The following is a 26,455-nucleotide window of genomic DNA, read 5'->3' on the forward strand; positions in this document are numbered from 1 at the left end:
GCCCAAAACAGACCATCCTTTCGAACTACACTTGATCGCATCGGAAAGAAAAGGAAACCCGCCGATGCACAAGCCCCGCCTGCAGCTCCAGGCGTCTTTCGATATCGCCTGGCTGCAGTATCTGGACAAACAAGGACGCGCCACCCAACCCCTGCCGGAATTCGCCAGCCCCGATTGGCTCACCCATTGCTACCGTCAGATGCAACTGGCGCGGCTGGTGGACGATCGCGCGGTAAAGCTGCAGCGCACCGGACGTTTAGGTACCTACCCTTCCAGTCTCGGCCAGGAGGCCATCGGTGTTGCCACCGGCAATGCGCTGATGGCGGAAGACGTCTATTGCCCCTATTACCGGGAAACCGGTGCTTTTCTCGAGCGCGGTGTGCGGATCGAAGAAATTCTCGCCAACTGGAGTGGCGACGAGCGCGGGCAGAATTACCAGCACGCGCCCCGGGATCTGCCCATCTGTATTCCTATTGCCACCCAGATGCTGCACGCCGCCGGCGTTGCCTTTGCCCTCAAATATCGCCATCAGCAACAGGGTTCCCCACTACAGGTCGCCATCGCCAGCGCCGGTGAGGGGGCCACCTCCAAGGGGGACTTTTACGAGGCCATGAATCTAGCCGGGGTGTGGAAACTGCCGCTGGTGTTCGTGGTGAATAACAATCAGTGGGCCATTTCGGTGCCGCGCGTTGCGCAGACCGGTAGCCAGACGATCGCGCAGAAGGCGATTGCCGCCGGTATTCCCGCGCTACAGGTAGATGGTAACGACATCCTGGCGGTGGCCTGGGCGGTGCGGGATGCACTGCAACGGGCGCGCAGCGGTGAAGGTCCGGCACTAATCGAGGCCATTAGCTACCGGCTGTGCGATCACACCACCGCCGATGACGCCAGTCGCTACCGCAGCGCAGAAGAGCTGGAGCAGGCCTGGCAGTGGGAACCGCTGAAACGGCTGGACACCTATTTGCGCAGTGAAAACCTGTGGAGCGACGGCAAGCAGCAGGATCTGGACCGCGAGCTGGCCCAGGTGATGGAAACCGCGTTGAACGACTGGGAGTCCCGCACGCCGGAACCCGCAACCGCCATTTTCGACCATCTTTATGCGCAGTTGCCGGAATCGCTCTATGAGCAGTACGACCAGCTGCGTGACGAGCAGCTCCGGGAAAAACTCTGGGAAAAAGAGGGAGCGGTGCAATAGATGGAAAACCGGACGGGCAACGAAATGGGGGAGCGGCAGGAGGCCACGGAATTGCGCGACTCAGCGCCGATTACCCTGGTAGGAGCCGTTAACCAGGCGCTGGCCCATGCACTGGCAAATGATCCGCAAGTAGTGGTTTTTGGTCAGGATATTGGCGCGAACGGCGGCGTATTCCGGGCAACGGATGGCTTGCAGAAGCAGTTCGGTACGCAGCGGGTACTGGATACACCGCTGGCGGAAACCATGATTGCCGGTATTGCCGTGGGCATGGCGACCCAGGGGCTCAGGCCCGTCGCCGAGTTCCAGTTTATGGGCTTTATCTACCCCGGACTCGACCACATCCTCAGCCATGCCACACGCATGCGCAATCGCACCCGCGGGCGGCTGAGCTGCCCGATCGTGTATCGCGCGCCCTATGGCGGTGGCATTCACGCGCCGGAGCATCACAGTGAAAGCACCGAGGCGCTGTTCACCCATATCCCGGGGCTGCGGGTGGTGGTGCCCTCCTCTCCTGCGCGTGCGTATGGCCTGTTGTTGGCCGCCATCCGCGACCCGGATCCGGTACTTTTTCTGGAGCCGAAGCGTATCTATCGCGCGGCGAGGCAGCCGGTACCGGACAACGGCGAGGCCCTGCCACTGGACAGCGCGTTTGTGCTGCGTGAGGGGAGCGACCTGACCCTGATTGCCTGGGGCGCCAGCGTCAAAGAGACGCTTGCCGCCGCCGCGCAGCTCTCTGCCGAAGGCATCGAAGCGGAAGTCATCGACCCCGCCACCCTCAAACCTCTGGATATCCACACCATCATCGACTCCCTGGAAAAGACCCGCCGCTGTGTGGTGGTCCACGAGGCCGCGCGCTTTGGTGGCATGGGCGCGGAAATCGCCGCGCAGATCCAGGAGTACGCTTTCGACCTGCTGGATGCACCGGTGCAGCGGGTGACCGGCTACGACACGGTAATGCCCTACTACCAGCTGGAAAATGTCTATCTGCCGGGCGTCGAGCGCATTCTCGACGGCGCCCGTGCGGCGCTGGATTACCGGCGGGGAGGTGCGGCGTGAAGGTGTTCCGTTTGCCGGATCTGGGAGAGGGGTTGCCGGATGCGGTAATCCGCCAGTGGCATGTGCGCGAGGGCGACAGCATTGCTGCCGATCAGGCGCTGGTAACCGTAGAAACTGCCAAGGCACTGGTAGAAGTGCCAGCCCCCTGGGGCGGCAGCGTTGAGAAACTGTTTGCCGGCGAAGGCGATACCCTGGAAACCGGACAACCACTGGTGGGGTTCAAAGACCGCACCGGTAGCGCGGAGCCGGCACCGAGCCAGCCCGGAGACGCCTCAGCGGGCCAACCGCCCACGGACTCGGGCACCGTGGTGGGCAGGATCGATCAGGGTAGCGAGCAGCTGCACGCGGAGAGCCGGCCGATACGGATCCGCCCGCGCAACGCTACCCCCGCGGTCCGCGCCCTCGCCCGCCAGCTGCGGGTAGACCTCGCCGGACTGCACCCGGCCGGCGCCCGCTTTACCGAGGCCGAAGTGCGCGCTGCAGCACCGCGGACTTCCTCAAAACCACCGGAACCACAAACCAGCAAGCGACCGGTGCCAACAAATACCGGCAACACAGAGCCTGCCCGCCGCGCCATGGCCCTGGCCATGAGCCGTGCCCGGGACCTGGTGTGCCCCATGACACTGTGCGACGAGGCCGATATCAGCAAATGGCCCAAGGGCGAACCCGCCACCCTGCGCCTGCTGCGCGCCATCGCCGCCGCCGCTGCAGAGGTACCCAATCTGAATGCGCACTTTGTTGACGACGCACTGGCGCCACAAAGCCCGGTCAATATCGGTCTCGCAGTCGATGCGCCGAAAGGGCTGTTTGTGCCGGTGTTGAAAGACGTCGACAGTCACAGTGACGAGCAGCTGCTGGATGCGGTACGGAGCTTCAGAAAGCAGGCGATGGCAGGCGCCATACCGCAGCCGGATCTGCAGGGTGCCACCATTCATCTGTCCAACTTCGGCAGTCTCGGCGGCCGCTTTGCCACCCCGGTGGTGGTTCCGCCACTGGTGTGTATCGTCGGCGCCGGCCGCAGCCATGAAGCGGTGCTTCCCCACAAGGGCAAGGCCAAAATTCGCCGTCTGCTGCCCCTCTCGATCACCGCCGACCACCGGGCGGTCACCGGCGGCGAACTGGCCAGATTCCTGGCCGCCCTGAAAAACCACCTGACACAAGCGTAGGTTGGGCAAAGCGGAGCGTGCCCAACGGGTGGCACAGGAGAGAAAAACCCCCTGTAGGAGCCTGCTTGCAGGCGAATTCCACAGGGCGGTTAACCTCCGGGGATATTTCGCCTGCAAGCAGGCTCCTACAGGGGGATTGCGAGTGGAGGGTGTGAATTAAACTTTCGGTTTGCTATGATTTTCTTACGAATCGAAACTTATAGTCCCATGTCCAAACGTAACACCCAACAACGTCGCCACCAGATACTGCAACAGATCAACGACGCCGGTGAGGCCAGCGTCGAAGCCTTGGCGCGGATGTTCGAAACTTCGGAAGTTACGATCCGAAAGGACCTGGGAGCGATGGAAGACAGCGGCCTGCTGCTGCGCCGCCACGGTGGCGCCATCCCCTTGCCGCGGGAACTGGTGGCGGAAGACCCCCTCTCACGCACCAAGCGCGCCATCGGCCGCGCCGCCGCCGAACTCATTCGCGACCACCATCGCATCGTCATCGACTACGGCCGCACCACTACCGGACTCATCCCGGAACTGGATAAAAAGCGCGGCCTCGTGGTCATGACCAACTCCCTTCATGTTGCCAACCAGCTGCGGGAACTGGAAAACGAGCCCACCCTGCTGATGACCGGCGGCACCTGGGATCCCCACTTCGAAGCCTTTCAGGGCCAGGTGGCCGAACAGGTCCTGCGTGGCTACGACTTCGACCAGGCGTTTATCGGCGCCGACGGCATCGACCTCGAGCGCGGCACCTGCACCTTCAATGAACAGATTGGCCTGTCGCGGGTGATGGCGGAAGTGGCGCGGGAAGTGGTGGTGATGGCCGAGTCCAGCAAGGTCGGCAGAAGAATTCCCAACCTGGAATTGAGCTGGGACATGTTCGGCACCCTGGTGACCGATAGTGGAATAGAAGACAAGGTTTGTGCGCAGCTGGAAAGCCGAGGACTGCGAGTCATTTGCGCCGAAGTGAAATAACGGCAGAACTGAAATAACAAAAGTTACGGAGTGTGTTCAACATTCTGAACTATGACGAGAAGGCGGCGATGCCACTAAACCAAACTGTAGTGGCACAGACCAAAAAACCGAGGTAAGAAAAGATGTGTGGAATCGTAGGTGCCCTGGGCCAACGCAATGTAACTGGAATCCTGCTGGAAGGTCTGCGCCGACTGGAATACCGCGGCTATGACTCCGCCGGTGTATGCCTGGTCAACGGCGACGGCAAACTGCAGCTGCGCAAAACCCAGGGCAAGGTCGCCGACCTGGAGTCCGCCCTCGACAGCAACCCCACTGCCGGTCAACTGGGCATCGCCCACACCCGCTGGGCCACCCACGGTGTCCCCTCCGACAAAAATTCCCACCCGCACACCTCCGGCAACTTCGCCCTGGTGCACAACGGCATCATCGAAAACTACCAGGAGCTGCGCGACCAGCTCATCGCCAAAGGCTACGAATTCCAGTCTGAAACCGATACCGAAGTCGTCGTCCACCTGATTCACGACCTCGCCAAAGATAACCGCGACCTGCTGCAGGCGGTGGCCGCCGCCACCAAAAAACTCCACGGCGCCTACGCTCTCGGCGTTGTCTGCGCCACCGAACCGGAGCGTCTTGTATGTGCCCGCCTCGGCAGCCCACTGGTGATCGGCGTCGGTTACGAAGAAAACTTTATCGCCTCAGACCCCATGGCCCTGCAGCAGGTCACTGACCGCTTTATCTTTTTGGAGGAAGGCGATATCGCCGAAGTCACCCGCGACAGCATCGCCGTGTGGGACAAAACCGGTGAAGAAGTCAGCCGCCCGGTGAACAAACTGCAGGGTGGCCATGACGCTGCCGACAAGGGCCGATACCGTCACTACATGCAGAAGGAAATCTTCGAGCAACCGAGTGTGGTGGAAGCCACCATGGCCGGCCGCATTGGCGAACACTCGGTTCTGTCCCAGGCACTCGGCACCGCCGCCAACGAAATCCTGCCCCAGGTACAACAGGTGCAGATCGTCGCCTGCGGCACCAGCTATCACGCCGGGCTTGTAGCCCGCTACTGGATCGAAGACTGGGCCGGCGTGCCCTGCTCCGTCGAAGTTGCCAGCGAAATCCGCTACCGCAAAACCGCGGTGCGCCCGGGCACCCTGTTTGTCACCATCTCCCAGTCCGGAGAAACCGCCGATACCCTCGCCGCACTGCGCCAGGCCAAAGAACTTGGCTACCTCGCTTCCATGACCATCTGCAACGTGCCCAACAGCTCCCTGGTACGCGAATCCGAACTGCACCTGATGACGGAAGCCGGCCCGGAAATCGGTGTCGCTTCCACCAAAGCCTTCACCACCCAGCTGGTCGCCCTGCAGATTTTCTGTATCGCCCTCGCCAAGGCCAACGGTCTGAGCGCAGAGCGCGAAACAGAGCTCGTCAGTGCCCTGCACCAGCTGCCGAAGCTGATGGAAAAATTCACCGGTCTGGATCGACTGGTGCAGGCCACCAGCGAAGCCTTTGCGGAAAAAAATCACGCCCTGTTTCTGGGGCGCGGCGTGGAATACCCGATTGCCCTGGAAGGCGCGTTGAAACTGAAAGAAATTTCCTACATCCACGCCGAAGCCTACCCCGCCGGCGAACTCAAGCACGGTCCGCTGGCGCTGGTGGATGCAGATATGCCGGTGATCGTGGTCGCACCGAATAATGAACTGCTGGAGAAACTGAAATCCAACCTGCAGGAAGTGCGCGCACGCGGTGGTGAACTGTTTGTGTTTGCCAGCCCCGAAGCGGGCTTCAAAAGCGAAGCGGGATTGACGGTGGTGGAAGTGCCCGATGCACCGGAGAGCCTGCAGCCGATTCTGTACACGGTGCCGCTGCAACTGCTGAGCTATCACGTCGCCCTGTTGAAAGGCACCGATGTGGATCAACCCAGGAATCTGGCCAAGTCTGTCACCGTGGAGTAGCTTGTGGGTTGAGGGCTTGTCCCGGTATCTATAAAGGTTGGGAGATAAAGCGAGTAACTATGCGAAAGCTGGCTGTAACTTTATTGACAGGGCTTTCACTGATCTTGATGTCGGCATGCTCGTCCACAGCATTTTTCCTGGCAAATCTTCCGGTGAAAATCAGTCACCAGAAGGTCCACCGGGACATCAGCTATGGCCCGGAACCCTGGCAGAAGCTGGACATCTACTTGCCGGAAAAAACGAATACCTCGGCCCCGGTGCTGGTCTTTTTTTACGGAGGGCGCTGGACCTTTGGAAAAAAAGAGCAGTATGCATTTGTCGGCAAAACATTCGCAGATGCCGGATATACGGTTGTCCTACCGGACTACGCCAAGTATCCCGAGGTCAGGTTTCCGACCTTTATCGAAGATGCCGCCAAAGCCGTCGCCTGGATCCATGACCATATCCATGAGTACGGGGGCGATGGCGCGCGGCTTTATGTATCCGGTCATTCCTCGGGTGCGCATATGGGTGCACTGATCTCCGTGAATCCCAGTTACTTAAATAACGAGGGGAAGCCGATGGCGATCATTGCCGCCTTTGCCGGGCTGGCCGGACCCTATGATTTTGTTCCCGAGGCGGCAGACCTGAAAGACATTTTTGGCCCACCGGATAATTATCCCAATATGCAGGTGCCAACCTTTGTAAATGGAAAGCAACCCCCGATGCTGTTACTGCATGGCGCCGATGATGAACAGGTGATTCAGCGCAACCTGAACCGTTTGCGAGCCAAGATTGAGGCCACCGGTGGTATCGTTGAAACTCGCCTGTATGAGGAAGTTGACCATATCGATATCATCGGCGCACTGAGCTGGGTTTTAAAAGATAAGGCGCCGGTCAAGAACGATATGCTGATGTTCTTCGACGCCCACTCGCCGGCCCGATGAAATTTGCGAAATTTGGGGTCACCCATTAGCCGACCCCAGTTTTTGTGGAAGTGCCCGATACTCCGGAAAGCTTGCAGCCGATTCTGTACACGCTGCCGCTGCTGAGCTGCCGGTGGTGCACGTACGCCACGCATCGAAATTCTTCACATCCCCGGTTCGCTAAGCTGCACTGAGCACAGGTATTCGTTTTGAAAATTCAGGGAAGACTTTATGAAAATAGCGCTATTCAGTGCGCTCAAGTGCGAGCGCACCGCATTTGACTCGATTAACCAAGAGCTGGGACACGAGATTCTCTATTTTGAGGAACTGTTCGGAGCGGCCACGGTTGAACTGGCGGAAGGCTGCGACGGTGTTTGCGTTTCTGTGAATGACGGGGTGGATGGGGCAGCGATAGTCGCACTGAAAGAGATTGGCTGCAGGATTCTGGTCACCCGCTCCATCGGCTTCAATCAGATTGATCTCGATGCTGCCGACAAAGCCGGGATTCCTGTAGCGCGCGTGCCGCACTATTCCCCGCATTCGGTTTCGGAATTCACCGTGGGGCTGATCCTGTCGCTGACACGCAAAATCCACCGCGCTTTCCTGCGCAGTCGGGAATTCAACTTCAGTATTGAAGGTCTGACCGGCACCCAGCTTTCAGACAAGACCGTGGGCGTTTTAGGCGCCGGCCAGATTGGTGGGCTGGTGCTCAAGGCGCTGAGTGGCTTTGGTTGCCGCCTTCTCTACCACGACCTGCACCGGCAGCCGGAACTCGATGACATAGCAACCTGCTGTGAGGTACCCGAACTGACCCGGGAGAGTGACATCCTGGTGCTCAATCTGCCGCTGACACCGGACACCCGGCACACCATAAATGCCAGTAGCGTGCCACAACTCAAGCCGGGTGTGCTGATCATCAATACCGGGCGCGGCGGGCTTATTGATACCGGAGCGTTAGTGGAAGGGCTGAAATCCGGTCATATCGGCGGCGCGGCGATTGATGTGTACGAGGATGAGGCCAACCTGTTTCACGCCGACCGCTCTGCCGACATTCTCCAGGACGATACCTTCTGCCGCCTGCTCACCTTCCCGAACGTGATCGTCACTTCCCATATGGCCTTCCTGACGGACCACGCCCTTGCGGATATCGCGACAACAACCCTGCAGGCGTTTACCGATTTTGAGCAGGGTCGGCCACTGGCAACGAGGATCGAGCGCTAGCCCGGTAAATCCGCGGCCTGCTCGATTTGCCGCTTTTCCGCTTCCTGCAATTTTGCGGGGACCAGGTCTTCAATGGCATAACCCTGTGGATAAGTGCGATAGCCATCGGGCCATTTCGGTTCGCCGGATCTGCCAAACAGGGAAAGCCACGTTGCGCGCAGCTTTAGTACCCGGGGTACTACAGCGGAATAAAAGCGCCCCGGAGGTTCCAGTTGCACCGCCCTGCGCGTTGCCTCATCCAGCAGCACCGCGGATACCGGGCGTACGAAGCGGCGCAGCGGGTCAGGAAGCCAGGATTCCACCACGCCGAAGGTCGCGCCGGATACGGTCCGGTTGCTATCGCTGTATTCGAATTTCGCCCGCACATAATCATCACTGTACTCGCGCATTTCCGGCAGGGATGTCGGGATCTGCTCTATCCCCATACGCCTGCCGACATTGCGCCAGAAAATAAACAGTGCGTCCTGTTCCTTGTCCGTCAGCGTGCGCCAGCCAAAGCGCTGGATCCAGTCGATCGGATCGAGCATGAACGTGGAGAGCACGAACAGGTAGTCTTCGTTGCGGATGGAGAAATGTGCGTGGGTGCGATTGATACGTTGCAGTGCGGCTTTGCCCCGCGGGCTGTCGTAGCCAAACCGCAATAGCTGCAGCATCAGCAGCGAGGTATCGTCATAGCGCTTCTGGCCACTGCGGGCAAACTCGCCGGTGCGTGCCAGCAGGCCGCCGATCGATGGCGAGGCAAAGGTCCGGAACAGGGCCAGCTCAAGGGAGCGGTTGAAATCCCACAGAAATCCGTCGCACACGATCAGGCGGACGATTTCGCCGTGGTCTTGCGGGAGCTTCAGCCGGTCGATTTCTCTGCGAATCCTGTTTCTTTCCGGCATCGGGCGGGTTTCCTTGCTGGGTTTTTATTTGTAGAGAAAACCATCCGGCAGGCCGAGTCGCTGGCAGGCGTGCACGGCGGGACTTGCCTTGATCACAATCCGGTCCGCCAGCCGCCCGCTCAACCGGATCAGCGCGCGCTGCCAGCGTTTCAGTTGCCAGCGGCGGGTGTCGAGTTTCAGGTGCGCGCGGGTATCGTCCGGTAGGACTTGCACGGCGGCGCGTACCAGCAGGTACTGGTAAGGGCGCAGGATTCTCGGGAATACCGGGGTGTGCAACATCAGCTCGAGGAATTCATCGATGACATCCGTGGGCTTGAGTTTCGGCTGCATAGCCTCGAACAGGGCCTGTTGCTCGGCCAGTGAGCGCGGTGAGCCCTTGGCGCCATAGAGCCCTGCAGGAATACCGCTCTCGCCATAGAAGATGTCCTTTTCCTCGCTGGAGAGGGGTTTCACCAGCTGGCTGTAGGCCTCCAGAAAGCCATAACTGGCGGTTGCCTGCACCCAGTTCAGCAGCTCCACGTCGTTGGCGTTGTAGGTGAACCCCTCCTCGGTAACGCCGGAAATTTTCCCGTGCATGCCGCGGATGCCGGCGATCATGGCCTCTGCTTTAGTGCGTGGGCCGTACACGGTGACCATGGCGGCGAGCCCGGTGCGGCGCAGGCGCCCCATGGGGTCGGTACGGAAGGTAGTGTTGTGCCACACCCCGTCGCGCACCCGCGGCTCCGCCAGTTCCAGAATGACGGCGGTGATACCGCCGACAAACATGGAAACCGGGTTCTTGAAAATGCGCCAGGTGATGGAGTTCGCGGGGATCAGTGCTTCTTCCCCCCGGGGCTGGCGGAAGTCGAACCGCTCGTCGCCCATCCGCCGGTTTATTGCTTGTTCAATCAAATCCATCAGTCTCAGAAGTCGCCTCGCAAGGTTGGGCCCCAGGGCCCGCCCTGCGGGGCAGGCCTTAAAAATTGCCTCGCAGGGTTAAACCATAGGTACGTGGGTAAGATACGTACGCATTGTAGTCTCCGGACTGCAGTGGCGAGTCGAAGTGAACGGCGGCATAGCGGTTATCGCCGCAATTCTGGCACCAGGCGGACAGCGACCAGTTGGCGGCGTCCGGGCGCAGGCCGACACTGGCCGTGTACTCGCTCTGTCCTTTCACCTTCAGGTCATTGGACGTATTGGAGTAGACCTCGGAGTTGTACAGCGTCCCCAAACGGCCGAACAGGTTGAGGCTGCTGCCGAGGGGTTGCTCGAAGCTCAGCGCTACACTGGCTGAGAGCTCCGGGGCCAGGGCAAATCGACGGTCGGCCAGAAAACCCAGTACCGGGTCATCGCCAAAACGGGCCTCCGCCAGGTGGGTGAGGTCGACGTTGAGTGCGAATACCTCGCTCAGCAGGAACTGGTTCTCCAGTTCGAGCCCGTAGACGGTGGCCTCCGGCGCGTTGTCCACACTAAAGCGGGTGCCCTGGAACTGGGCCAGCTGCAGGTCGGTCATGTCGTTGTAGAACAGGGCCAGATTGCTGCGCGCGCGACCGCCCCAGTATTCGGACTTGAGGCCGAGCTCGTAGCCGTCGATGTATTCCGCGCGGTAGACCGGGTCTTCGGGAATCGCCCCGGGTGTTTCTTCCGGGTTGTTCAGGTTGGTGCCGGCACCGCTGTTGTCGATGTTGACGCCACCGGACTTGTAGCCGCGGCTGTAGGAGGCGTAACCCATTACCCGCTCGGAAAACTGGTACTGGGCGGCGAGTGAGCCGCTGAAGGCGTCTTCCTCGTAGTGGTCGTCAAATTCCGGCCCCGGCTGCGCGGTGAGCACCCGGAACACCGCGTTGGGTGCGGTGGTGAAGTCATTGCGGAACATGGCGCCGTTTTTCTCATCCCGCGAGTAGCGCAGGCCCATCGTCAGCCCAAATTGTTCGGTGATATCCAGGTTCCAGTGGGTAAACGCCGCGTAGGACACGCTGTCTGCGGGCATATCCACATCGCTCCACTGACCTTCGGTGGCGTCGACGAAACCGGCGGGAGCGCCGTAAAGCTGGAAAAACAGGGTGTCCCAGTAGAACTGGGCCTGGTCGCCCCACCAGAGTTCGTGGTGTGCGTCGATTTCTTCATCCGCATAGTAGAGCCCCACCACATAGTCCGCGCCGGCGAAGGGGCCGACCTGCTCCAGGTCGCCGTGCAGGGTGAATTCCTGGGAGAGCATCTTGGTCCTGAGGGACTCACTGATGCCGAGAATGTTGGCGCCGACGAAATCCCCATCCATGCCCTCCTGGGAGATGCGCCAGTCGCGCAGGCTGGACACCGATTTGAACGTGCGCCCGCCATCCAGCGCCCAGGTCATATGCAGCACTGCGCCCTTGTCTTCAATCGCCTGGTCCGTGGGGTTGCTCAGTACCTGCTGGTAGTCTTTGAGGTCGTCCGAGGGCAGTTCCTTGCCCTGCATTTGTACCAGCGCGTTGATCAGCGGCTGGGTGGGGCCGTCGATGGCGTTAACCTGCCCGTAACAGCAGTTGTTCTGCTCGTCGAACCAGTCGAGGATCAGGCGGCTGGAAAAGGTGTCCGACGGCTCGTACAGGAACTGGACCTTGGCGCCGCGGGGTTCGCGGCCATTGTAGTCGCCGCCGTTGGGGTCCTCGATATAGCCGTCTTCACTGCCCCACAGCGCGGCCACACGCACCGCGGCGTTGTCGCCCAGGGGCAGATTGGCGGCGCCGCGTACCATCTGGCTGCCGTAGTTGCCCACGCCGACTTCGTAATCGAAGCTGACCGCTTCGGTATCGGGCGCCTTGCTGTTGAGAATCAGTGCCCCGGCGGAGGTGTTCTTGCCGAACAGGGTGCCCTGGGGGCCGCGCAGGATTTCCAGGCTCTCCATATCCAGCCAGTTCTGCATCGCCTGGCCGGCACGGGTGCGGTAGACACCGTCCACAAACACACCCACCGCACCCTCGAAGGCGCGGCTGTTACCGACGGTGCCGATGCCGCGAATTACGATATTGGCGCTGTTGGCGGCGCTGTTGACCACGGCGAAGCGCACGCTGGATGACAGCTGCTGCACATTCTCGATACTGTCCACGCGCGCCTCGGCCAGCGCATCGCCGGTGATGGCGGTGACCGCCACCGGAATGTCCTGCAGGTTTTCCTGCCGGCGCTGGGCGGTAACCACGACTTCTTCCAGCTGCGGCCCTTCCTGGGCGGATACGGTTGCGGGTGCAGCGGCGATCACCGAGGCGAGCGCGGTGGTGGCCAGGGAGATACCGCGGAGTGGATGGCTGTTTTGGGGCGAAGTGATTGCCATGGCGAGTTTCCCTCTCATCGTTGCATTATTTTTTTTGAGTTGAGCCAGTATGGAGAGGTGGGGAAAAATTGATTCGTCCGTTTGGATGAATTGTGGGCTAATACCCTGTCGCGTGATTAATCGGAGTAACAACAGCCATGCACCACGAACAACCCAATAATCCCCTGCACGGCATCAAGCTGGAAACCATCGTCATCGAGCTGGAGCAACACTACGGTTGGGACGGGCTCGCGCAGCGGATTCCGGCAAACTGTTTTCGCAATGACCCGTCGGTGAAATCCAGTCTGAAGTTTTTGCGTAAAACCCCATGGGCCCGGGAAAAGGTCGAGGCGCTGTATATCTCGACCTTCAGTGACAACAATCCCTGGAAGAAGTGAATCTGTGAAGGTGGTGGTCGAGTGCTGCACAACCGATTTCTGAAAACATTACTGCTGCTGTTCACTGGCGTACTGGCGGCCTGTACCGGGATCCCGGAAGGCGTGAAGCCCATCGATGATTTCGAGCTGCCGCGCTATCTGGGCAAGTGGTATGAAATTGCGCGCCTGGACCACTCGTTCGAGCGCGGGCTGAGCCGGGTCACCGCGGAATACAGCCTGCGTGACGACGGCGGGGTGAAGGTGGTCAATCGCGGTTTCGACGCGGAACACGCCAGCTGGAAGGAGTCTGTGGGCAAGGCGTACTTTATCGGTACGCCGGACGTGGGCCACCTCAAAGTGTCGTTCTTTGGTCCCTTTTACGGTTCCTATGTGATTTTCGAGCTGGACAAGGACTATCGCTACGCGATGGTGTCCGGGCCGAACCGCTCCTATCTTTGGCTGCTGTCGCGCACGCCTGCGGTGGATGAATCCGTGAAAAAACGGTTTCTGCAGCGTGCGGATGAACTCGGTTTTGACACCGGGGCGCTCATTTTTGTCGAGCAATCGCCGCTGGATACTGACTGAGCCCTGTCAGGTTCGTTAACCGGGCCTCAGAGCCCCGGCTTGGCGGTCGTTCCAGCCTTCTGTTTGCGATCTCCCGATTTGCGATTTGGCTGCTTGTCGTGATCGCTCCAGTGATGATCCAGGTGCAGATCGGGGTCGCGGCGGTCTTCCCGCAGCGCCTGCAGCAATTGCTCGCGGTAGATTCTGGTCTGGGCAATATGCTGGGACTCGTCGCGCCAGTATGGGAACAGGGATTCCAGCATGCGCTGGTCGTGCTGTTTGAATTTGCGCGCCGCGCGGGCCGCGCGGTGTTTGGACCAGCCCAGCACCTGCAGCGCGCCGGCGCCGATATCCAGTGCGCTGTCGACGGTCTCGCGATAGATGTACTGCACCCCCGCTTCCATGAGTGCGTACTGGTGCATGCGATTGCGCGCACGCGCGAGGATGGTGAGGTGCGGGAAGTGCTTCTGGATGCGGCTGACGATTTCCAGTGATGCGGCCTGGTCGCTCAAAGTGAGGATGGCGATTCTGGCGTTTTCGGCACCGGCGGCATGCAACAGGTCTTCCCGCGAGGCGTCCCCGTAATAGGCCTTGATCCCGTAGCGGCGCACCAGCTCCAGCTGCTCGGCGTTGTGTTCCAGCAGCGTGGTATCGAAGCCGCAGGCATTTAGTAGGCGTCCGGAAATCTGCCCGTAGCGACCGTAACCGATGATGATCACCGGCGTGCCGTCGTCCTGAGGAGCGCTGCCGGGAATATCCGGGGTGCGGGGGCCAGTAAAAAAGCGCGGCTGGATCAGCTGCTCATAGAACATCAGCAGCAGCGGTGTGAACGCCATGGACAGGGCGATCAGCGCGATCAGCAGGCTGCTCACGTCGCTCGGCAGCACCTCATTCTGGCTGGCGTAGGCCAACAGCACGAAACCGAATTCCCCCGCCTGTGCCAGGGATACCGCAAACAGCCAGTCTTCCCCGCGCGCCATACCGCGTACCCGCGCCAGGGCAAACAGGATGATGAATTTCACCAGTACCAGCATTGCCAGCAACCCGAGCAGCAGCAGCGGCTTTTGCATCACCAGCGCGAGATCCAGGTTGGCGCCGACGGCGAGGAAAAACAGCCCCAGCAGCAGGCCCTTGAACGGCTCGATATCCGCTTCCAGTTCGTGGCGGAACTCGCTCTCCGCCAGTACCACACCGGCGATAAAGGTGCCGAGTGCCGGTGACAGGTTCAGCCAGGTCATCACCGCAGCGGCGCTCAGCACAATCAGCAGTGAACAGGCGGTAAACAGTTCGCGGGTGCGGGTGCCCACCACCAGTCGCAGCAGCGGCGTGAGCAGATAGCGCCCGGCCAGAACCAGTGCGGCGATGGCACCGAGCACTGCCAGTGCGTAGACCCAGCCCTGCAACCGGTCGGGATCGGTGGCAATTTCCACCGTCGCCAGTAGCGGCAGCAGTGCCAGGATCGGGATCACCGCAATGTCCTGGAACAGCAGCACACTGAACGCATTGCGCCCGCCCTCGGTCTTCAGCAGGTTCTTTTCCGACAGGGACTGCAACACGATGGCGGTGGAAGACAGCGCCAGGATCAGACCCACCGCGGTGCCCGTGCGCCAGTTGAAGCCGAACAGTACCATGGCAAAACCGCATACCACGGCCGCAGTCAGCAGCACCTGGGCGCCGCCGGTGCCAAAGATGGCGCCGCGCAGGGCCCAGAGTTTGCGCGGCTGCAGTTCCAGGCCGATCAGAAACAGCATCAACGCCACACCGAATTCCGCGAAGTGCAGCTCGTCGCTGGTGTCGCCCACCAGGCCGAAGGCGTGGGGTCCGATCAGCACCCCCGCCACCAGGTAGCCGAGCACCGAGCCGAAGCCCAGACGCTTGGCGAGCGGTACGGAAATTACCGCCGCGGCGAGGAATATCACAGCCTGGATCAGGGGGTTATCGTGGGGCATGGCCTGTCTGTATTTTGTTTATGGGTATTTTGGCCGCGCCGACGGGTATCAATCCGGCAGTGGCGTGGCGGGGTCGCCTTCCGGGAAGACGGCGGCGCGGCTGCGGTGAATCAGCGGAGCAATGGTGGACCCCTGAATCACAATGGAAAAGAGTACCACGCCGTAGGTCATTACAATCCACAAGTGGCGCAGATCGTGATCGCCAACCACCGTATAACCGGCGGGAATCGACATTGCCAGTGCCAGCGCCAGGCCGCCGCGGAGTCCGCCCCAGATCAGGATGCGCTCGGTGTACGGGTGGTATTTGCGGTGACGCTTGAGGAGCAGGAAGGGGATTTTCACTGCCAGGATACGAGCCAGCAACACGACCACAATGGCGACCACAATCAGTACATAGTCGATGGGCTGGAAATTGATGGTGATCAGGAACAGGCCAACCAGCAGGAACAGAATGCCGTTGAGGAATTCCTCGGTGATGGTCCAGAAGTGGTCCAGCTCGTGCTGGCTCACCCGCGAGAAACCGCGTTCGCGGGTGTAGTTACCGATGATGATGCCGGAAACCACCATCGCCAGGGCGCCGGAAACACCGAGTATATTGGCAGTGGCGAAGCCCGCGGTGGGGATCACCAGGGTCAGCAGCAGTTCCAGGCTGTGGTCGTTGGTGGAGCAGATCAGCCAGTGGAACAGGCCGCCAATCGCGAGACCAAGGGCGATACCGCCGAGCGCCTCCACCATAAACAGGTGGCTGATGGCGGGCAGCGTTGGCTCGGTCCCTTCGAATGCCAGCGCGTAGATCACCGCAAACACCACAATACCGAAGCCGTCGTTGAACAGTGACTCCCCTTCCACCTGAATAGAGATCTGCTCGGGCGCCTTCATGCTCTTGATGATGGCGAGCACCGCGATGGGGTCGGTGGGAGAAATCAGCGCGCCGAACAGCAGGCAGTACACCAGTTCCACTGGCATGCCGATAAGCCCGAAGAAGTAATACAGCATATAGCCGATGGCAAATGTGGAAATCAGGGTGCCGAAAATGGCCAGCAAGGTGATTTCCACTTTCTGGTTGCGCAGCATCAACAGGTCGATGTGCAGGCTGCCGGCAAACAGCAGGAAGCCCAGCACGCCCTTCAGCAACAGGTCCTCGAGATTCAGCACCGGCAGCAGTTGCGCTGCCCAGTCGCGCAGTTCGACGATTTCCAGCTTGCCAAGGCCGATGACAATCAGCGACAACGCCAGCGAGCCGGCGGTAATGGCGATGGTGGTCTGGGTGCGCAGCACATATTGATTGAGGAAACCGAGGAAAACGGAGACGGCAGCGAGAAAGCAGAAGGTGTAATAGACGTCCATTGTGGGCGCGGGGTCTCCGGTGCGGTGCGGGGGTACCTCTAACTGTAGGAGCCTGCCTGCAGGCGAACACCCGGTAGCGGGAAATTCGCCTGCAGGCAGGCTCCTACAAAAAGCAGTGGCGAAGGCGCTGTTACTCGGCGAGGGTGCCGTTATTGTAGTCGCGCACGGCCTGTTCGATCTGTTCGCGGGTGTTCATGACGAAGGGACCATAGTGCACAACCGGCTCATTGAGCGGCTTGCCGTGCAGTACCAGCATCCCGGTGCCCTGTTCCGGTGCATCCTCAGGCGCGCGCAATTTAAGCGATTCGCCGCCGCCAAACAACACCAGATTGCCGCGACTTACCGCACCGCGCCCGGTATCCAACGCACCCCGATAGATGTACACCAGCACACTGTGGTCCGCTGGCAGTGGCAGATTGACCTCCGCGCCCGCCACTAAACGTACATCCGCCACTGACGCTTCGGCCGCCGCATCCAGCAACGGCGCTGACTCGGGATTTCCATGCACCTGCCACTGGCCTGCAATCATGCGGATCAGCGAGCCGTGATCATCCAGTGCGACTTCGCGTACCTGTTCGGGCTGGATATCCCGCCAGCCGGGTTTGCTCATCTTGTCCTTCGCCGCCATGTTGATCCACAGCTGGAAGCCGTGCATGCCCGTGGCATCCCTGGACTGGGACGGCATTTCCGAGTGGATGATGCCGCGCCCGGCGCGCATCCACTGAGCCCCGCCCTGGGCGATGGCGCCGCGGTTACCGAGGTGGTCGCGGTGCTCGAATTCGCCGTTCAGCATGTAGGTCAGGGTTTCGATGCCGCGGTGCGGGTGCGGTGGGAAACCGGCGATATAGTCGTCGGGATTTTCCGAGCGAATTTCGTCCACCATCAGGAAGGGGCTGAAATCCGCGGACTGAAATCCCGCAACCCGGTGAATCTTCACCCCGGCGCCGTCGGCGGACGGATGGCCCGCGATCACCCGTACTGCAGGGCGGATACCGGTGCTGGAATTACTGCTCTGTGTAACCTTCTCTGTACCTTTGTGTGTGAAGTTGTCCATGGTTCTGCTCCTCTGTTTCCGGCAGTATAGGCCGATAAAATCGCCAGAAAATGGCAAATAATCGCAACTAATATTCGATCAGCTCGACAGATCTCGCAGCTCATCGACCTCGTAAAATCACAAGTACTCGAAATCAGACATCGAAATCAGACAAGGGACAGTCTATGGCCAAGGTAACACTGGAACAGTGGCGCATGTTTCAGGCGGTGGTAGAGCACGGGGGCTTTTCCCAGGCCGCGGACGCCGTGCACAAGAGCCAGTCTTCTATCAATCACGCCGTGCACAAGTTACAGGAGAGCCTTGGCGTTTCCCTGCTGGAAGTGCGCGGGCGCAAGGCGGAGCTCACCGACGCGGGGCGCGTGCTGCTGAATCGTGCCGGTGGCCTGTTGGACGAAGCCGAGGCGCTGGAATCCGTGGCCGCGAGTCTGGCGGCCGGTACCGAGGCGCGGCTGCGCCTGGCGGTGGATGTGCTGTTCGATTACGAGGCGCTGCTAAATGCGGTGGAGCGCTTTGCCGTAGAGTTCCCCCACACCCGGCTGGAGATCCGCGAAACGGTACTCTCCGGTGGCGAAGAGCTGCTGCTGCAGCAGGAGGTGGATTTTATTCTCTCTGCGCGGGTGCCACAGGGATTTGTCGGCGAGCCCGTCGCGCGGGTCAAGTTCGTGCCGGTAGCCCATCCCGAACATCCGCTGCACCAGCTGGGACGCCCGGTGAATCGCGAGGATCTCAAGGCCGCGCGGCAGATCGTGATGCGGGACTCGGCGCTGAAGAACCGCCAGGATGCGGGCTGGCTCGGCTCGGACCAGCGCATCACCGTCAGCAATGTGCACACTTCCATCGAGCTGATCGAGCGCGGCCTGGGTTTCGCCTGGCTGCCGCAGACCCGCATTCGCGATTCCCTGTCCGCCGACCGGTTGTTGCCCCTGCGCACCGATGAGCCCTGGGAGCGGGAGGTGACCGTGTATCTGGTGTACGCGGATCAGGACCGCGCCGGACCCGCCGCCTGTGCGCTGCTGCAGGCGTTGCGTGAAGGCCTGCCAGAGCTGGAATAGTGCCTTTCAATCGATAAATTCGATCATTCCAAGCGAAAATATGCGGTTTTAGTTGCGTAAATACGAATTAGACTGCATGGCATGGGTGTTCGGAATGCATTGTTCTGCACTTGTTCCGGGGCGGTTACCGCAAGTCACCGTCACTGCATACACTTTCCATTCCGGAACTCAGATCAGAGGACTCTGTCATGAAGCACACCCTGAACGACACTGCCGCCCCCGGCGTGCTGTGTGATTTCAGCAAACTGCTGGCGCGCATTCTGATGTCAGTGATGTTTATCGTCGCCGGCTACGGCAAGATCGGCGCCTATGCCGGCACCCAGGAATATATGGCGTCCGCCGGATTACCCGGGGTGCTCCTGCCGCTGGTGATTCTGCTGGAGCTGGGCGGCGGCCTGGCGATCCTGTTCGGTTTCTGCACTCGCTGGGTGGCAGTGGCGCTGGCGGCTTTTTGCCTGGCGGCGGCCTGGTTGTTCCACAATGTCCCAGGCGATCAGATGCAACAGATCCTGTTTATGAAAAACATCACCATCGCCGGCGGTTTCCTGATCCTCGCCTGTGCCGGGGCTGGTCGCTTCAGCTTTGATCACGCGATGGCTAAAGCGAAGCGTCGTTGACCGGGTACAGGCCTGTAAAAAGTACAACTATAGAAATGGAGCGCCGATGGGATTGCTGATAGATGGTGAGTGGAAGGATCGCTGGTACGACACCGATAAATCCGGTGGCGAGTTCGAGCGCGAGGCGGCACAGCTGCGCAACTGGATTACCGCCGACGGCGCCCCCGGTCCCAGTGGCGAGGGTGGCTTTGCCGCAGAGAAGGACCGCTACCACCTTTACGTCTCCCTCGCCTGCCCATGGGCACACCGCACGCTGATTTTCCGCAAGCTGAAAAAGCTCGAGGACTATGTCAGCGTGTCGGTGGTGAGCCCCTATATGCGGGAGAACGGCTGGACCTTCGATCAACAGGAAGGCAGCAGCGGCGACGGGATCTACCACAGTGAGTTTCTGCATCAGATCTACACCCGCAACCGCCCGGACTACAGCGGCCGCGTTACCGTGCCGGTGCTGTGGGACAAGGAGCGTGAATGTATTGTCAGCAACGAATCCGCGGAGATCATCCGCATGTTCAACTCTGCGTTCGATGCGCTGACGGGAGATGACCAGGACTTCTATCCACAGGCCCTGCGCGGTGATATCGACGCCACCAATGAACTCGTCTATCAAAACGTCAACAACGGCGTGTATCGCGCGGGTTTTGCCACCAGTAAACAGGCCTACGAGGCGGCCTACCACCGGCTGTTCGAGGTGCTGGAACAACTGGAGCGGCGGCTCGCACAGCAGCATGGAGGGAGCCGCTATCTTACCGGTGCGGTCATTACCGAGGCGGACTGGCGCCTGTTTACCACGCTGATCCGCTTCGACGCGGTGTATCACGGCCACTTTAAATGCAACAAGCAGCGGCTGGCGGATTACCCGAATCTCTGGGACTTTGTACGCGAGCTATACCAGTGGCCCGGGGTCGCGGAGACGGTGGATTTTCACCATATCAAAACCCACTACTACGCCAGCCATCGCAATATCAATCCCACCGGGATAGTGCCCCTCGGGCCGGAGCTGGATTACGCCGCACCCCACCGCCGCGGTTGAGCCGGTGGGGTTTGGTACGGATCAGCTGGGGAATGCGACGTCGTAACCGAAGGTCTCGAAATCTGCGCGATAGATACGCGCTACCTGCTTCACCAGCGCTTCATTACTGTAGTAACGGCGCAACTTGTTGGACGCGCCGGTTGCGGGAGGACCGGCACTGGTGATCTGGTCGCTGTTGCCCGGCTGCAAGCGGCGCTTGATTTCGGTCAGATCCCGGTCGAGAGATTCCACCTTGCCGACAAAGTCCAGTTCGGCGGCGGGGAGCAGCAGCAGGTCAGATTGCGGAACCCAGTGGGCGTTGCTGTAGAGGTATTTGCGGTCTGTCGCCAGCTTCTCTACAAACTGTTCGAAGGTAATGCCGTTACCCGGCCGATCAGAGAAGCGCACCACCTTGTCCAGATAGGCGGACAGGAGGCGGCTGTAGGGGTTGCGTACCACGGTGAACTTGAACAGGCCGGGGAACGCCGCCATATCCGAGCTGCCCAGGCGGCCGGGATGGGGAAAGGCCCGCTTGGCCTGTGGGGACGGCAGATCGTGGCCCAGCTTCAGGCGCACCAGATTGGTCACCATGGTGGAATTGGCCGCCTTGGGCATGCGGTTGTAGAAAAAACCCAGCTCCATATCCACGATGCCGCGGTCATTGGCGCTGCGCATGGAAGCGGCAGAGCTGAAGGGATAGCGCCGGTAGAAGGGGCGCAAGGGCAGCGTGGCGCGGTTGAACAGTAGTTTGTCGAGCAGTTGATGCATGTCGAGGGCCACTATCGGCGGTTATTCGGGGCGTTTGGTTGGCGCGAATTCTAACATAGCCCCTCTTGGTTGAGCGCAGGCTTCGGACCGCCGCTGACGCCAGCCAGAGTCCAGTAACCAAATATCAGCAACTCAAGCAGGAGTCCCTGCCATGAAACTTTATTATGCCCCCGGGGCCTGTTCCCTGTCCCCGCACATCGTCGCCTGTGAGGCAGGCATCGATCTGGAACTTTGCCGGGTCAACCTGAAGACCAAGGAGACCGAAACCGGCGGTGACTACACCGAGATCAACCCCAAGGGCTATGTGCCGGCGCTGCAACTGGAAGGTGGCGAGGTACTTACCGAGGGCCCGGCGATCGTGCAGTTCCTGGCGGAGCAGATGCCAACCGCAAAACTGGCGCCGGAGTATGGAACTCTGGCCCACTACCGGGTGCTGGAATGGCTGAATTTCATCTCCACCGAGATTCACAAATCCTTCGTGCCCCTGTTTTGGGACGGCTCCGGCGATGAAAAGGAAAAGGCCCGCAAGCAGGTGAGCCGGTGCTTCCAGTTTGTGGAAGACCGTATGGCCAGCGATTACCTTACCGGGGACGATTTCTGTATCGCCGATGCCTACCTGTTCACCGTGTACAGCTGGTGTGACAACGCGGGTGTGGATACCGGTGGCTGGCCGAAACTCAAGGCCTTCGCCGAGCGCATGGCAGCGCGCCCGGGGGTGCAGAAAGCGATGCAGGACGAGGGGCTGATCTGAGCATGAAGCCCTAGGCCCGCGCAGCCCGCTGTGGAATTTCGATTGGCTGCAGGGCTTTGGCCAGAAACAGGGCCATGGCCAGCGCGGCGGCGGCGCAGCACAGCATACCGGCGGCGATGGGAACCAGGGTGCCGGTGTGGATACCGTTCACCAGCCCGCCCAGCAGGCCGCCGGAAATAAACAGCGACGCGCCGTAAAGCGCATTGGCCGTGCCGCTGATCTTGGGGAAGAACTCCAGGTAACAGGCCGCGGAATTGGGGGCAATGATACCGATACTGCCCATCGCCATGACCAGCGGTACCATCCACGCCAGCAGCGACTGGCTTTTGCCAAAGTACAGGGTACTGGCCAGCAGCAGTCCGCAGGCAAGGGTCAGCAGCGTCATTCCTGCCAGCAATAGCTGGCGCGGTTCGAACACCCTCAGCAGGCGGATATTCAGCTGCATCATCAGCGCCAGTCCCAGCACACAGCTGCCGAACATCAGCGGAAAACTCCCCGAAGACACGCCAAAGTGCTCCATAAACACAAAGGGCGCGGTGGTGATGTAGATGAACATACAGCCGCTCACCAGTGCCTGCCCGAACAGGAAGCCAAGAGCCCGCGGACAGCGGAAAATCTGCCCATAGTTGCGCACAAGCGCGGTACGGGATTCCCGCTGGCGGCGTGCGCGGCGGAATTTTGATACGGTTTCCGGCAGCACCCCGCGCACCAATACCATCATCAGTGCGCTGTAGACCAACAGGAAGATGAAGATCGCGTGCCAGTCGCCGAAGTTGAGCAGTGTGGCGCCGATCACCGGTGCCACCATGGGCGCGATCAGCATCATGGTGGCGATCATCGACATGACCCGCGCGGCGTCGCGCCCGTGGTACAGGTCGCGCACAATGGCGCCGCAGATTACCGTCGCGAAACCGCCCCCCAGTGCCTGGCAGAAACGCAGCGCCACCAGCAGCTCGGCGTTGTTGGTGAACAGAATCATGGCGGTGCTGGCAATAAAGATGGCGAGACCGATGGTGCCGATCAGAATCCGCCCCAGACGGTCGGACAGCGGTCCGCCGAAAATCTGCCCCACCGCAAAGCCCAGCAGGTAGCTCGATACCGAGTGCTGCACGAGTGCTACCTCGACCCCCAGGGCCTGCGCCATGGCGGGAATCGCCGGCAGGTAGGTGTCGATGGCAAAGGGCGTCAGAGCCACCAGCGCGGCGAGACAGGGGGCCAGCCAGCGCGGTGGCTGACCGTCGGCATCAAAAAAATTCGGGGGCATAGTGATTCAGAAAAATTGAAGCTTGTTACGTCTGCGGGCAAACGCCCATTAGCCCGGCAAGCTTAGTTGCCGGTGTCTGCGGTGTGCGTGCGCCGGCATCTTAGCGGGCGCCGAGGGCGGATTCCATGAAAGCGGTGAATATTTGCGTTAATCCACCCTATTCCGTGGGATCGAAAAGCAGCTCGTGGCCGAGGTACAGGCTATGCCAGCGGGATGGACGCAGTTCCGGCGATTGTTGTCGAAGTTGTTGCTGCAGTTCGGTGAATCCCAGCGTCACTTCGCGACTGTCGCTGGCAAAGTTGCGCCATTTGCCTTCGGTTTTACTGAATGCGCTGACCTTTAGCCAGTTGTTGTCGTCCCGTCGTGTGGTATGCAGGAACAGCAGGTATTCACTGGTGCCGTCTCCATCCAGATCCTGAATCAGCCACAGGCAGTTGCGATTGACGTGTACGCAGTCGCGCGCTTCATGTTTTGCATCAAATTCCGTGACAAGAACACTGCCGTCCGGAAGCACCGGGATGTCGTGTAGCCTGCGCGTCGTTTTTTCGTCGGACAACGGGTGCTTGCGCAATTGCCGGCTGGAGTTTTTATCTACTGCCAGCAGTCGGTCGACGTAATCGGAAATCTCCGGGCTCTGCTTCACGACTGGCAGGGTTTGCACTTCCCGCAGGGCCTCCAGCCCTTCCCGCCCCAGATTCCGGCGCAGGAAATAGAAATCGAAATCCGCCAGCGCCATTCGTCCGTCCCGCAGTCGCGCCACCTGACTGTCGGCGCTGATGCGCCAGAAATTCGCCAGCGGTGAGTGGGTGACGATACATACCGCCAGAACCCACAACGCCAGTCCAGTATTGATTCGTCGTAGCCATCCGGCCCAGTGACCGCCCGTGCGCAGGATGGAAATACAGTAGGCCGCCGCCAGCATAAACAGGGTCAGCGCCACGACGAATCCCCACAGCCGCTCGGGGGTCCAGCCATACTGGGCTATCCGCAGCCACAGCCCGTACACTGCAAAGGCACCGTAAAGTGGCGCCACGATCAGCGCCAGCAACAGAATGCGGTTGATCCAGGTGGGGTAGCGCGCAAACGGAAATTCGTCCTGGATAACACCGTTGGTAAAAAACAGCAGCAGCGCCAGCAACCACAACAGCAGAGCGCTGCCGCGCCCGGTATCCCAGATGGGCTGCAGACCGGTAAACGGCAGGGTGGCGAGAAACACGATGGTAAGAACGGCGAGTAACGGCAGCAGCGCCACCAGCATGGTGCGCAACAACCGCTTCAGGGTCAGCACAAAGCTCGGCTGGGAGCGGAACAGTATCGCCCCGCAACCAGCCACCAGCCAGGTCACCGGATAAATGAACCAGTCCTTCTCAAACAGCTCGCGAAAAAATCCGACCCCCACCAGCTTGAACAACGCCTGCCACAGGAAAAGGATGAGCCAGAAGATGCCGGTAAACACCAGTGTCAGGCCGATAGTAAGAGCATTGTCCCAGGAGAAGTGAAACAGCGCCGGATACTGCGGCCGTTGCAGCTGTTCCACGCCGGTAGCGCAGGCGCGCAGCAGGAAAGCGACAATAAAAGTGGCGATGCCGACGACGGTTTCATAACCGTGGGGCCAGCCGCAATACACCAGACTGGCGGGGGTGCACTGGTAGCCGCGGTACATGGCGAGCAGTGCCAGCAGCAGCATATACCCGGCCACCAGCAGCCAGTAACCCCGTGCGAGGCGCGGGGCGATGGTAACGATGACCAGCGCCGGGATTGCAACGGCGAGGGTATAACAGAGGTATTGCCACACCGGCGACCAGGCGTCGACGGCATCGAAATATTTGAGGGCGTAGAGGCTGAGCCCCTGAATCAGGGCTGCGGCGAGTATCAGGCGCTTTTCGGTCGCGCCGAGACTTTCTGAATCAGAAAGATTTTCCCCGTGTTCGTCGCTGCTTCCCTGCATTTGACGTCCTGTTTAGTGCTTTTCCTCACGAAGGTTATACAGCCCCTTCTTCAGTTTCAGCAGGTGCTCCTGCAGTTTTGGCCCCTTGCGTTGGGCGACGCCGATGGCCAGGACATCAATCACTACCAGGTGGGCGATACGGGAGGACAGCGGGGTGTAGAGCTCGATGTCTTCCTCCACATCCACCTCCAGGGGGATACTGGCCTGGCGAGTGACCGGAGAGCCGCTGGGACCCAGGCCGATTACCGTGGCGCCCTGGGCCTTGGCCATTTCCATCGAGCGTAGCAGTGATGAGGTACGCCCGCTCTGGGAGATGGCAACTACCACATCCCCGGGCTCCATGCCCATCGCGGACATGCTCTGCATATGGTGATCGGAGTGGGCAGCGGCGGCAAGTTGCAGACGGAAAAATTTGTGTTTGGCGTCGGCGGCGACGGCACCGGAGGCGCCGAAACCGAAGAATTCGACGCGTTTGGCCGCGGCGATGACGGTGATGGCCGCCTCCAGCGCACGGTTGTCGATCTTGTCGCGTACATTCAGCAGGGTGTCGACGGTGGAGTCGAACACCTTGCGCTTGTACTCGGCGATGGTATCGGTTTCGGTTACCGCAATCTGGCCGAAACTGGGGCTGGAGGCCAGCTGCTGGGCAAGGTTGAGCTTGAACTCCTGGAACCCGGAACAGCCTACCGCGCGGCAGAAACGCACCACGGTCGGCTCGCTGACCTGGGCTTCCGTGGCCAGATCGACAATGCGCATATGAATGATTTCACCGGGATTGGCGAGGATATATTCCGCAACCTTGCGCTCTGATTTGCGCATGGCGCTTAGCTGCTCGCTGATCTTCTGCGTGACTTCCGCTGGCTTCACGACTACACCTTCTGTGGTTCAAGCTGTGCAGTTTAGCGGCATGGCGGGGTGCTGGCGAGCATTGCCGCTCTGTCCCCGACTTTGTAGGAGCCTGCTTGCAGGCGAACATTTGCAAAGTCCCGTGCTGTTCGCCTGCAAGCAGGCTCCTACCATTAGAGGTAACCCCGGGACGCCGGTAGTTGGGCACAAATCGGCAGGATCGCCGATTTGGACGCCGTAGGCGCCCATCGGGTGAGCGCCAGGGAAGGCGCGAATCAAAGCGCAGCGTGCCC

General features: G+C 60.5%; 23 protein-coding genes. 13 read left to right on the forward strand and 10 right to left on the reverse strand.

Annotated features, from left to right (window positions below):
* Window positions 1-64: 64 nt before the first annotated feature.
* The 7 genes from pdhA (at window position 65) to PVT68_RS11505 (ending at window position 8,464) form a co-directional block, all read left to right on the forward strand.
* The gene (pdhA, locus tag PVT68_RS11475; protein ID WP_280318169.1) at window positions 65-1,195 is read left to right on the forward strand and encodes a pyruvate dehydrogenase (acetyl-transferring) E1 component subunit alpha; all 1,131 of its coding nucleotides are present in this window, start codon (window positions 65-67) and stop codon (window positions 1,193-1,195) included.
* On the forward strand, window positions 1,196-2,251 hold the full coding sequence (locus tag PVT68_RS11480; RefSeq protein WP_280318171.1) for an alpha-ketoacid dehydrogenase subunit beta: 1,056 nt from the start codon (window positions 1,196-1,198) through the stop codon (window positions 2,249-2,251).
* Window positions 2,248-3,417 (forward strand): dihydrolipoamide acetyltransferase family protein, encoded by a 1,170-nt coding sequence (locus tag PVT68_RS11485; RefSeq protein ID WP_280318173.1) that lies wholly within the window; start codon window positions 2,248-2,250, stop codon window positions 3,415-3,417. Before PVT68_RS11480 ends, PVT68_RS11485 begins: the two co-directional genes overlap by 4 nt.
* 207 nt (window positions 3,418-3,624) lie before the next feature.
* Entirely contained in the window at window positions 3,625-4,386 is a 762-nt protein-coding gene (locus PVT68_RS11490; RefSeq protein WP_280318175.1) for a DeoR/GlpR family DNA-binding transcription regulator, read from the forward strand.
* Window positions 4,387-4,508: 122 nt separating this feature from the next.
* Window positions 4,509-6,338 carry a glutamine--fructose-6-phosphate transaminase (isomerizing) gene (gene glmS / locus PVT68_RS11495; RefSeq protein ID WP_280318177.1) on the forward strand — a complete coding sequence of 610 codons (1,830 nt, stop codon included), beginning with the start codon at window positions 4,509-4,511 and terminating at the stop codon, window positions 6,336-6,338.
* A gap of 152 nt (window positions 6,339-6,490) precedes the next feature.
* On the forward strand, window positions 6,491-7,264 hold the full coding sequence (locus PVT68_RS11500) for an alpha/beta hydrolase (protein WP_280318178.1): 774 nt from the start codon (window positions 6,491-6,493) through the stop codon (window positions 7,262-7,264).
* 210 nt (window positions 7,265-7,474) lie between these two features.
* The gene (locus PVT68_RS11505) at window positions 7,475-8,464 is read left to right on the forward strand and encodes a 2-hydroxyacid dehydrogenase (RefSeq protein ID WP_280318180.1); all 990 of its coding nucleotides are present in this window, start codon (window positions 7,475-7,477) and stop codon (window positions 8,462-8,464) included.
* On the opposite strand, the gene PVT68_RS11510 is transcribed toward PVT68_RS11505, so the two are convergent.
* From PVT68_RS11510 to PVT68_RS11520, 3 genes are all read right to left on the reverse strand, one after another.
* On the reverse strand, window positions 8,461-9,348 hold the full coding sequence (locus tag PVT68_RS11510) for an oxygenase MpaB family protein (protein WP_280318181.1): 888 nt from the start codon (window positions 9,346-9,348) through the stop codon (window positions 8,461-8,463). The genes PVT68_RS11505 and PVT68_RS11510 overlap by 4 nt on opposite strands.
* Window positions 9,349-9,372: 24 nt before the next feature.
* Window positions 9,373-10,239: an oxygenase MpaB family protein gene (locus PVT68_RS11515; RefSeq protein ID WP_280318183.1), complete on the reverse strand. Its 867-nt coding sequence runs from the start codon at window positions 10,237-10,239 to the stop codon at window positions 9,373-9,375.
* Between the two features lie 64 nt (window positions 10,240-10,303).
* On the reverse strand, window positions 10,304-12,637 hold the full coding sequence (locus PVT68_RS11520; protein ID WP_280318185.1) for a TonB-dependent receptor: 2,334 nt from the start codon (window positions 12,635-12,637) through the stop codon (window positions 10,304-10,306).
* Window positions 12,638-12,774: 137 nt separating this feature from the next.
* Between PVT68_RS11520 and PVT68_RS11525 the strand changes: the two genes are divergently transcribed.
* Both PVT68_RS11525 and PVT68_RS11530 read left to right on the forward strand, forming a co-directional pair.
* The gene (locus PVT68_RS11525) at window positions 12,775-13,014 is read left to right on the forward strand and encodes a VF530 family protein (protein WP_280318187.1); all 240 of its coding nucleotides are present in this window, start codon (window positions 12,775-12,777) and stop codon (window positions 13,012-13,014) included.
* A gap of 21 nt (window positions 13,015-13,035) precedes the next feature.
* On the forward strand, window positions 13,036-13,578 hold the full coding sequence (locus PVT68_RS11530; protein WP_328517446.1) for a lipocalin family protein: 543 nt from the start codon (window positions 13,036-13,038) through the stop codon (window positions 13,576-13,578).
* Window positions 13,579-13,604: 26 nt separating this feature from the next.
* On the opposite strand, the gene PVT68_RS11535 is transcribed toward PVT68_RS11530, so the two are convergent.
* The 3 genes from PVT68_RS11535 to PVT68_RS11545 form a co-directional block, all read right to left on the reverse strand.
* Entirely contained in the window at window positions 13,605-15,506 is a 1,902-nt protein-coding gene (locus PVT68_RS11535) for a monovalent cation:proton antiporter-2 (CPA2) family protein (RefSeq protein ID WP_280318189.1), read from the reverse strand.
* A gap of 48 nt (window positions 15,507-15,554) precedes the next feature.
* Window positions 15,555-16,853, reverse strand: a complete 1,299-nt coding sequence (locus PVT68_RS11540; RefSeq protein ID WP_280318190.1) for a cation:proton antiporter — start codon at window positions 16,851-16,853, stop codon at window positions 15,555-15,557.
* A gap of 130 nt (window positions 16,854-16,983) precedes the next feature.
* A complete protein-coding gene (locus PVT68_RS11545; protein WP_280318192.1) occupies window positions 16,984-17,907 on the reverse strand; it encodes a pirin family protein in 924 nt (307 codons plus the stop codon).
* A 164-nt stretch (window positions 17,908-18,071) separates the two neighbouring features.
* Between PVT68_RS11545 and PVT68_RS11550 the strand changes: the two genes are divergently transcribed.
* From PVT68_RS11550 to PVT68_RS11560, 3 genes are all read left to right on the forward strand, one after another.
* A complete protein-coding gene (locus PVT68_RS11550) occupies window positions 18,072-18,959 on the forward strand; it encodes a LysR family transcriptional regulator (RefSeq protein ID WP_280318194.1) in 888 nt (295 codons plus the stop codon).
* A 188-nt stretch (window positions 18,960-19,147) separates the two neighbouring features.
* Entirely contained in the window at window positions 19,148-19,576 is a 429-nt protein-coding gene (locus PVT68_RS11555) for a DoxX family protein (RefSeq protein ID WP_280318196.1), read from the forward strand.
* 46 nt (window positions 19,577-19,622) lie between these two features.
* The gene (locus tag PVT68_RS11560; RefSeq protein ID WP_280318198.1) at window positions 19,623-20,606 is read left to right on the forward strand and encodes a glutathione S-transferase family protein; all 984 of its coding nucleotides are present in this window, start codon (window positions 19,623-19,625) and stop codon (window positions 20,604-20,606) included.
* A 21-nt stretch (window positions 20,607-20,627) separates the two neighbouring features.
* Here the strand turns inward: PVT68_RS11560 and PVT68_RS11565 are convergent, their stop codons facing one another.
* The gene (locus tag PVT68_RS11565) at window positions 20,628-21,353 is read right to left on the reverse strand and encodes a sulfotransferase family protein (RefSeq protein ID WP_280318199.1); all 726 of its coding nucleotides are present in this window, start codon (window positions 21,351-21,353) and stop codon (window positions 20,628-20,630) included.
* Between the two features lie 151 nt (window positions 21,354-21,504).
* Here PVT68_RS11565 and gstA point away from each other — a divergent pair, with 151 nt between their 5' ends.
* Window positions 21,505-22,104, forward strand: coding sequence for a glutathione transferase GstA (gene gstA / locus PVT68_RS11570; RefSeq protein WP_280318201.1), 600 nt, complete (start codon window positions 21,505-21,507; stop codon window positions 22,102-22,104).
* Window positions 22,105-22,114: 10 nt separating this feature from the next.
* Here gstA and PVT68_RS11575 read toward each other — a convergent pair whose 3' ends face one another.
* From PVT68_RS11575 to hexR, 3 genes are all read right to left on the reverse strand, one after another.
* A complete protein-coding gene (locus PVT68_RS11575; protein ID WP_280318203.1) occupies window positions 22,115-23,368 on the reverse strand; it encodes a multidrug effflux MFS transporter in 1,254 nt (417 codons plus the stop codon).
* A 157-nt stretch (window positions 23,369-23,525) separates the two neighbouring features.
* Window positions 23,526-25,316, reverse strand: coding sequence for a DUF4153 domain-containing protein (locus PVT68_RS11580; RefSeq protein ID WP_280318205.1), 1,791 nt, complete (start codon window positions 25,314-25,316; stop codon window positions 23,526-23,528).
* Window positions 25,317-25,328: 12 nt separating this feature from the next.
* Window positions 25,329-26,183, reverse strand: a complete 855-nt coding sequence (hexR, locus tag PVT68_RS11585; RefSeq protein WP_280318207.1) for a transcriptional regulator HexR — start codon at window positions 26,181-26,183, stop codon at window positions 25,329-25,331.
* Window positions 26,184-26,455 lie beyond the last annotated feature (272 nt).

It is taken from the genome of Microbulbifer bruguierae, assembly GCF_029869925.1.
In the GTDB taxonomy this organism is placed as follows: domain Bacteria; phylum Pseudomonadota; class Gammaproteobacteria; order Pseudomonadales; family Cellvibrionaceae; genus Microbulbifer; species Microbulbifer bruguierae.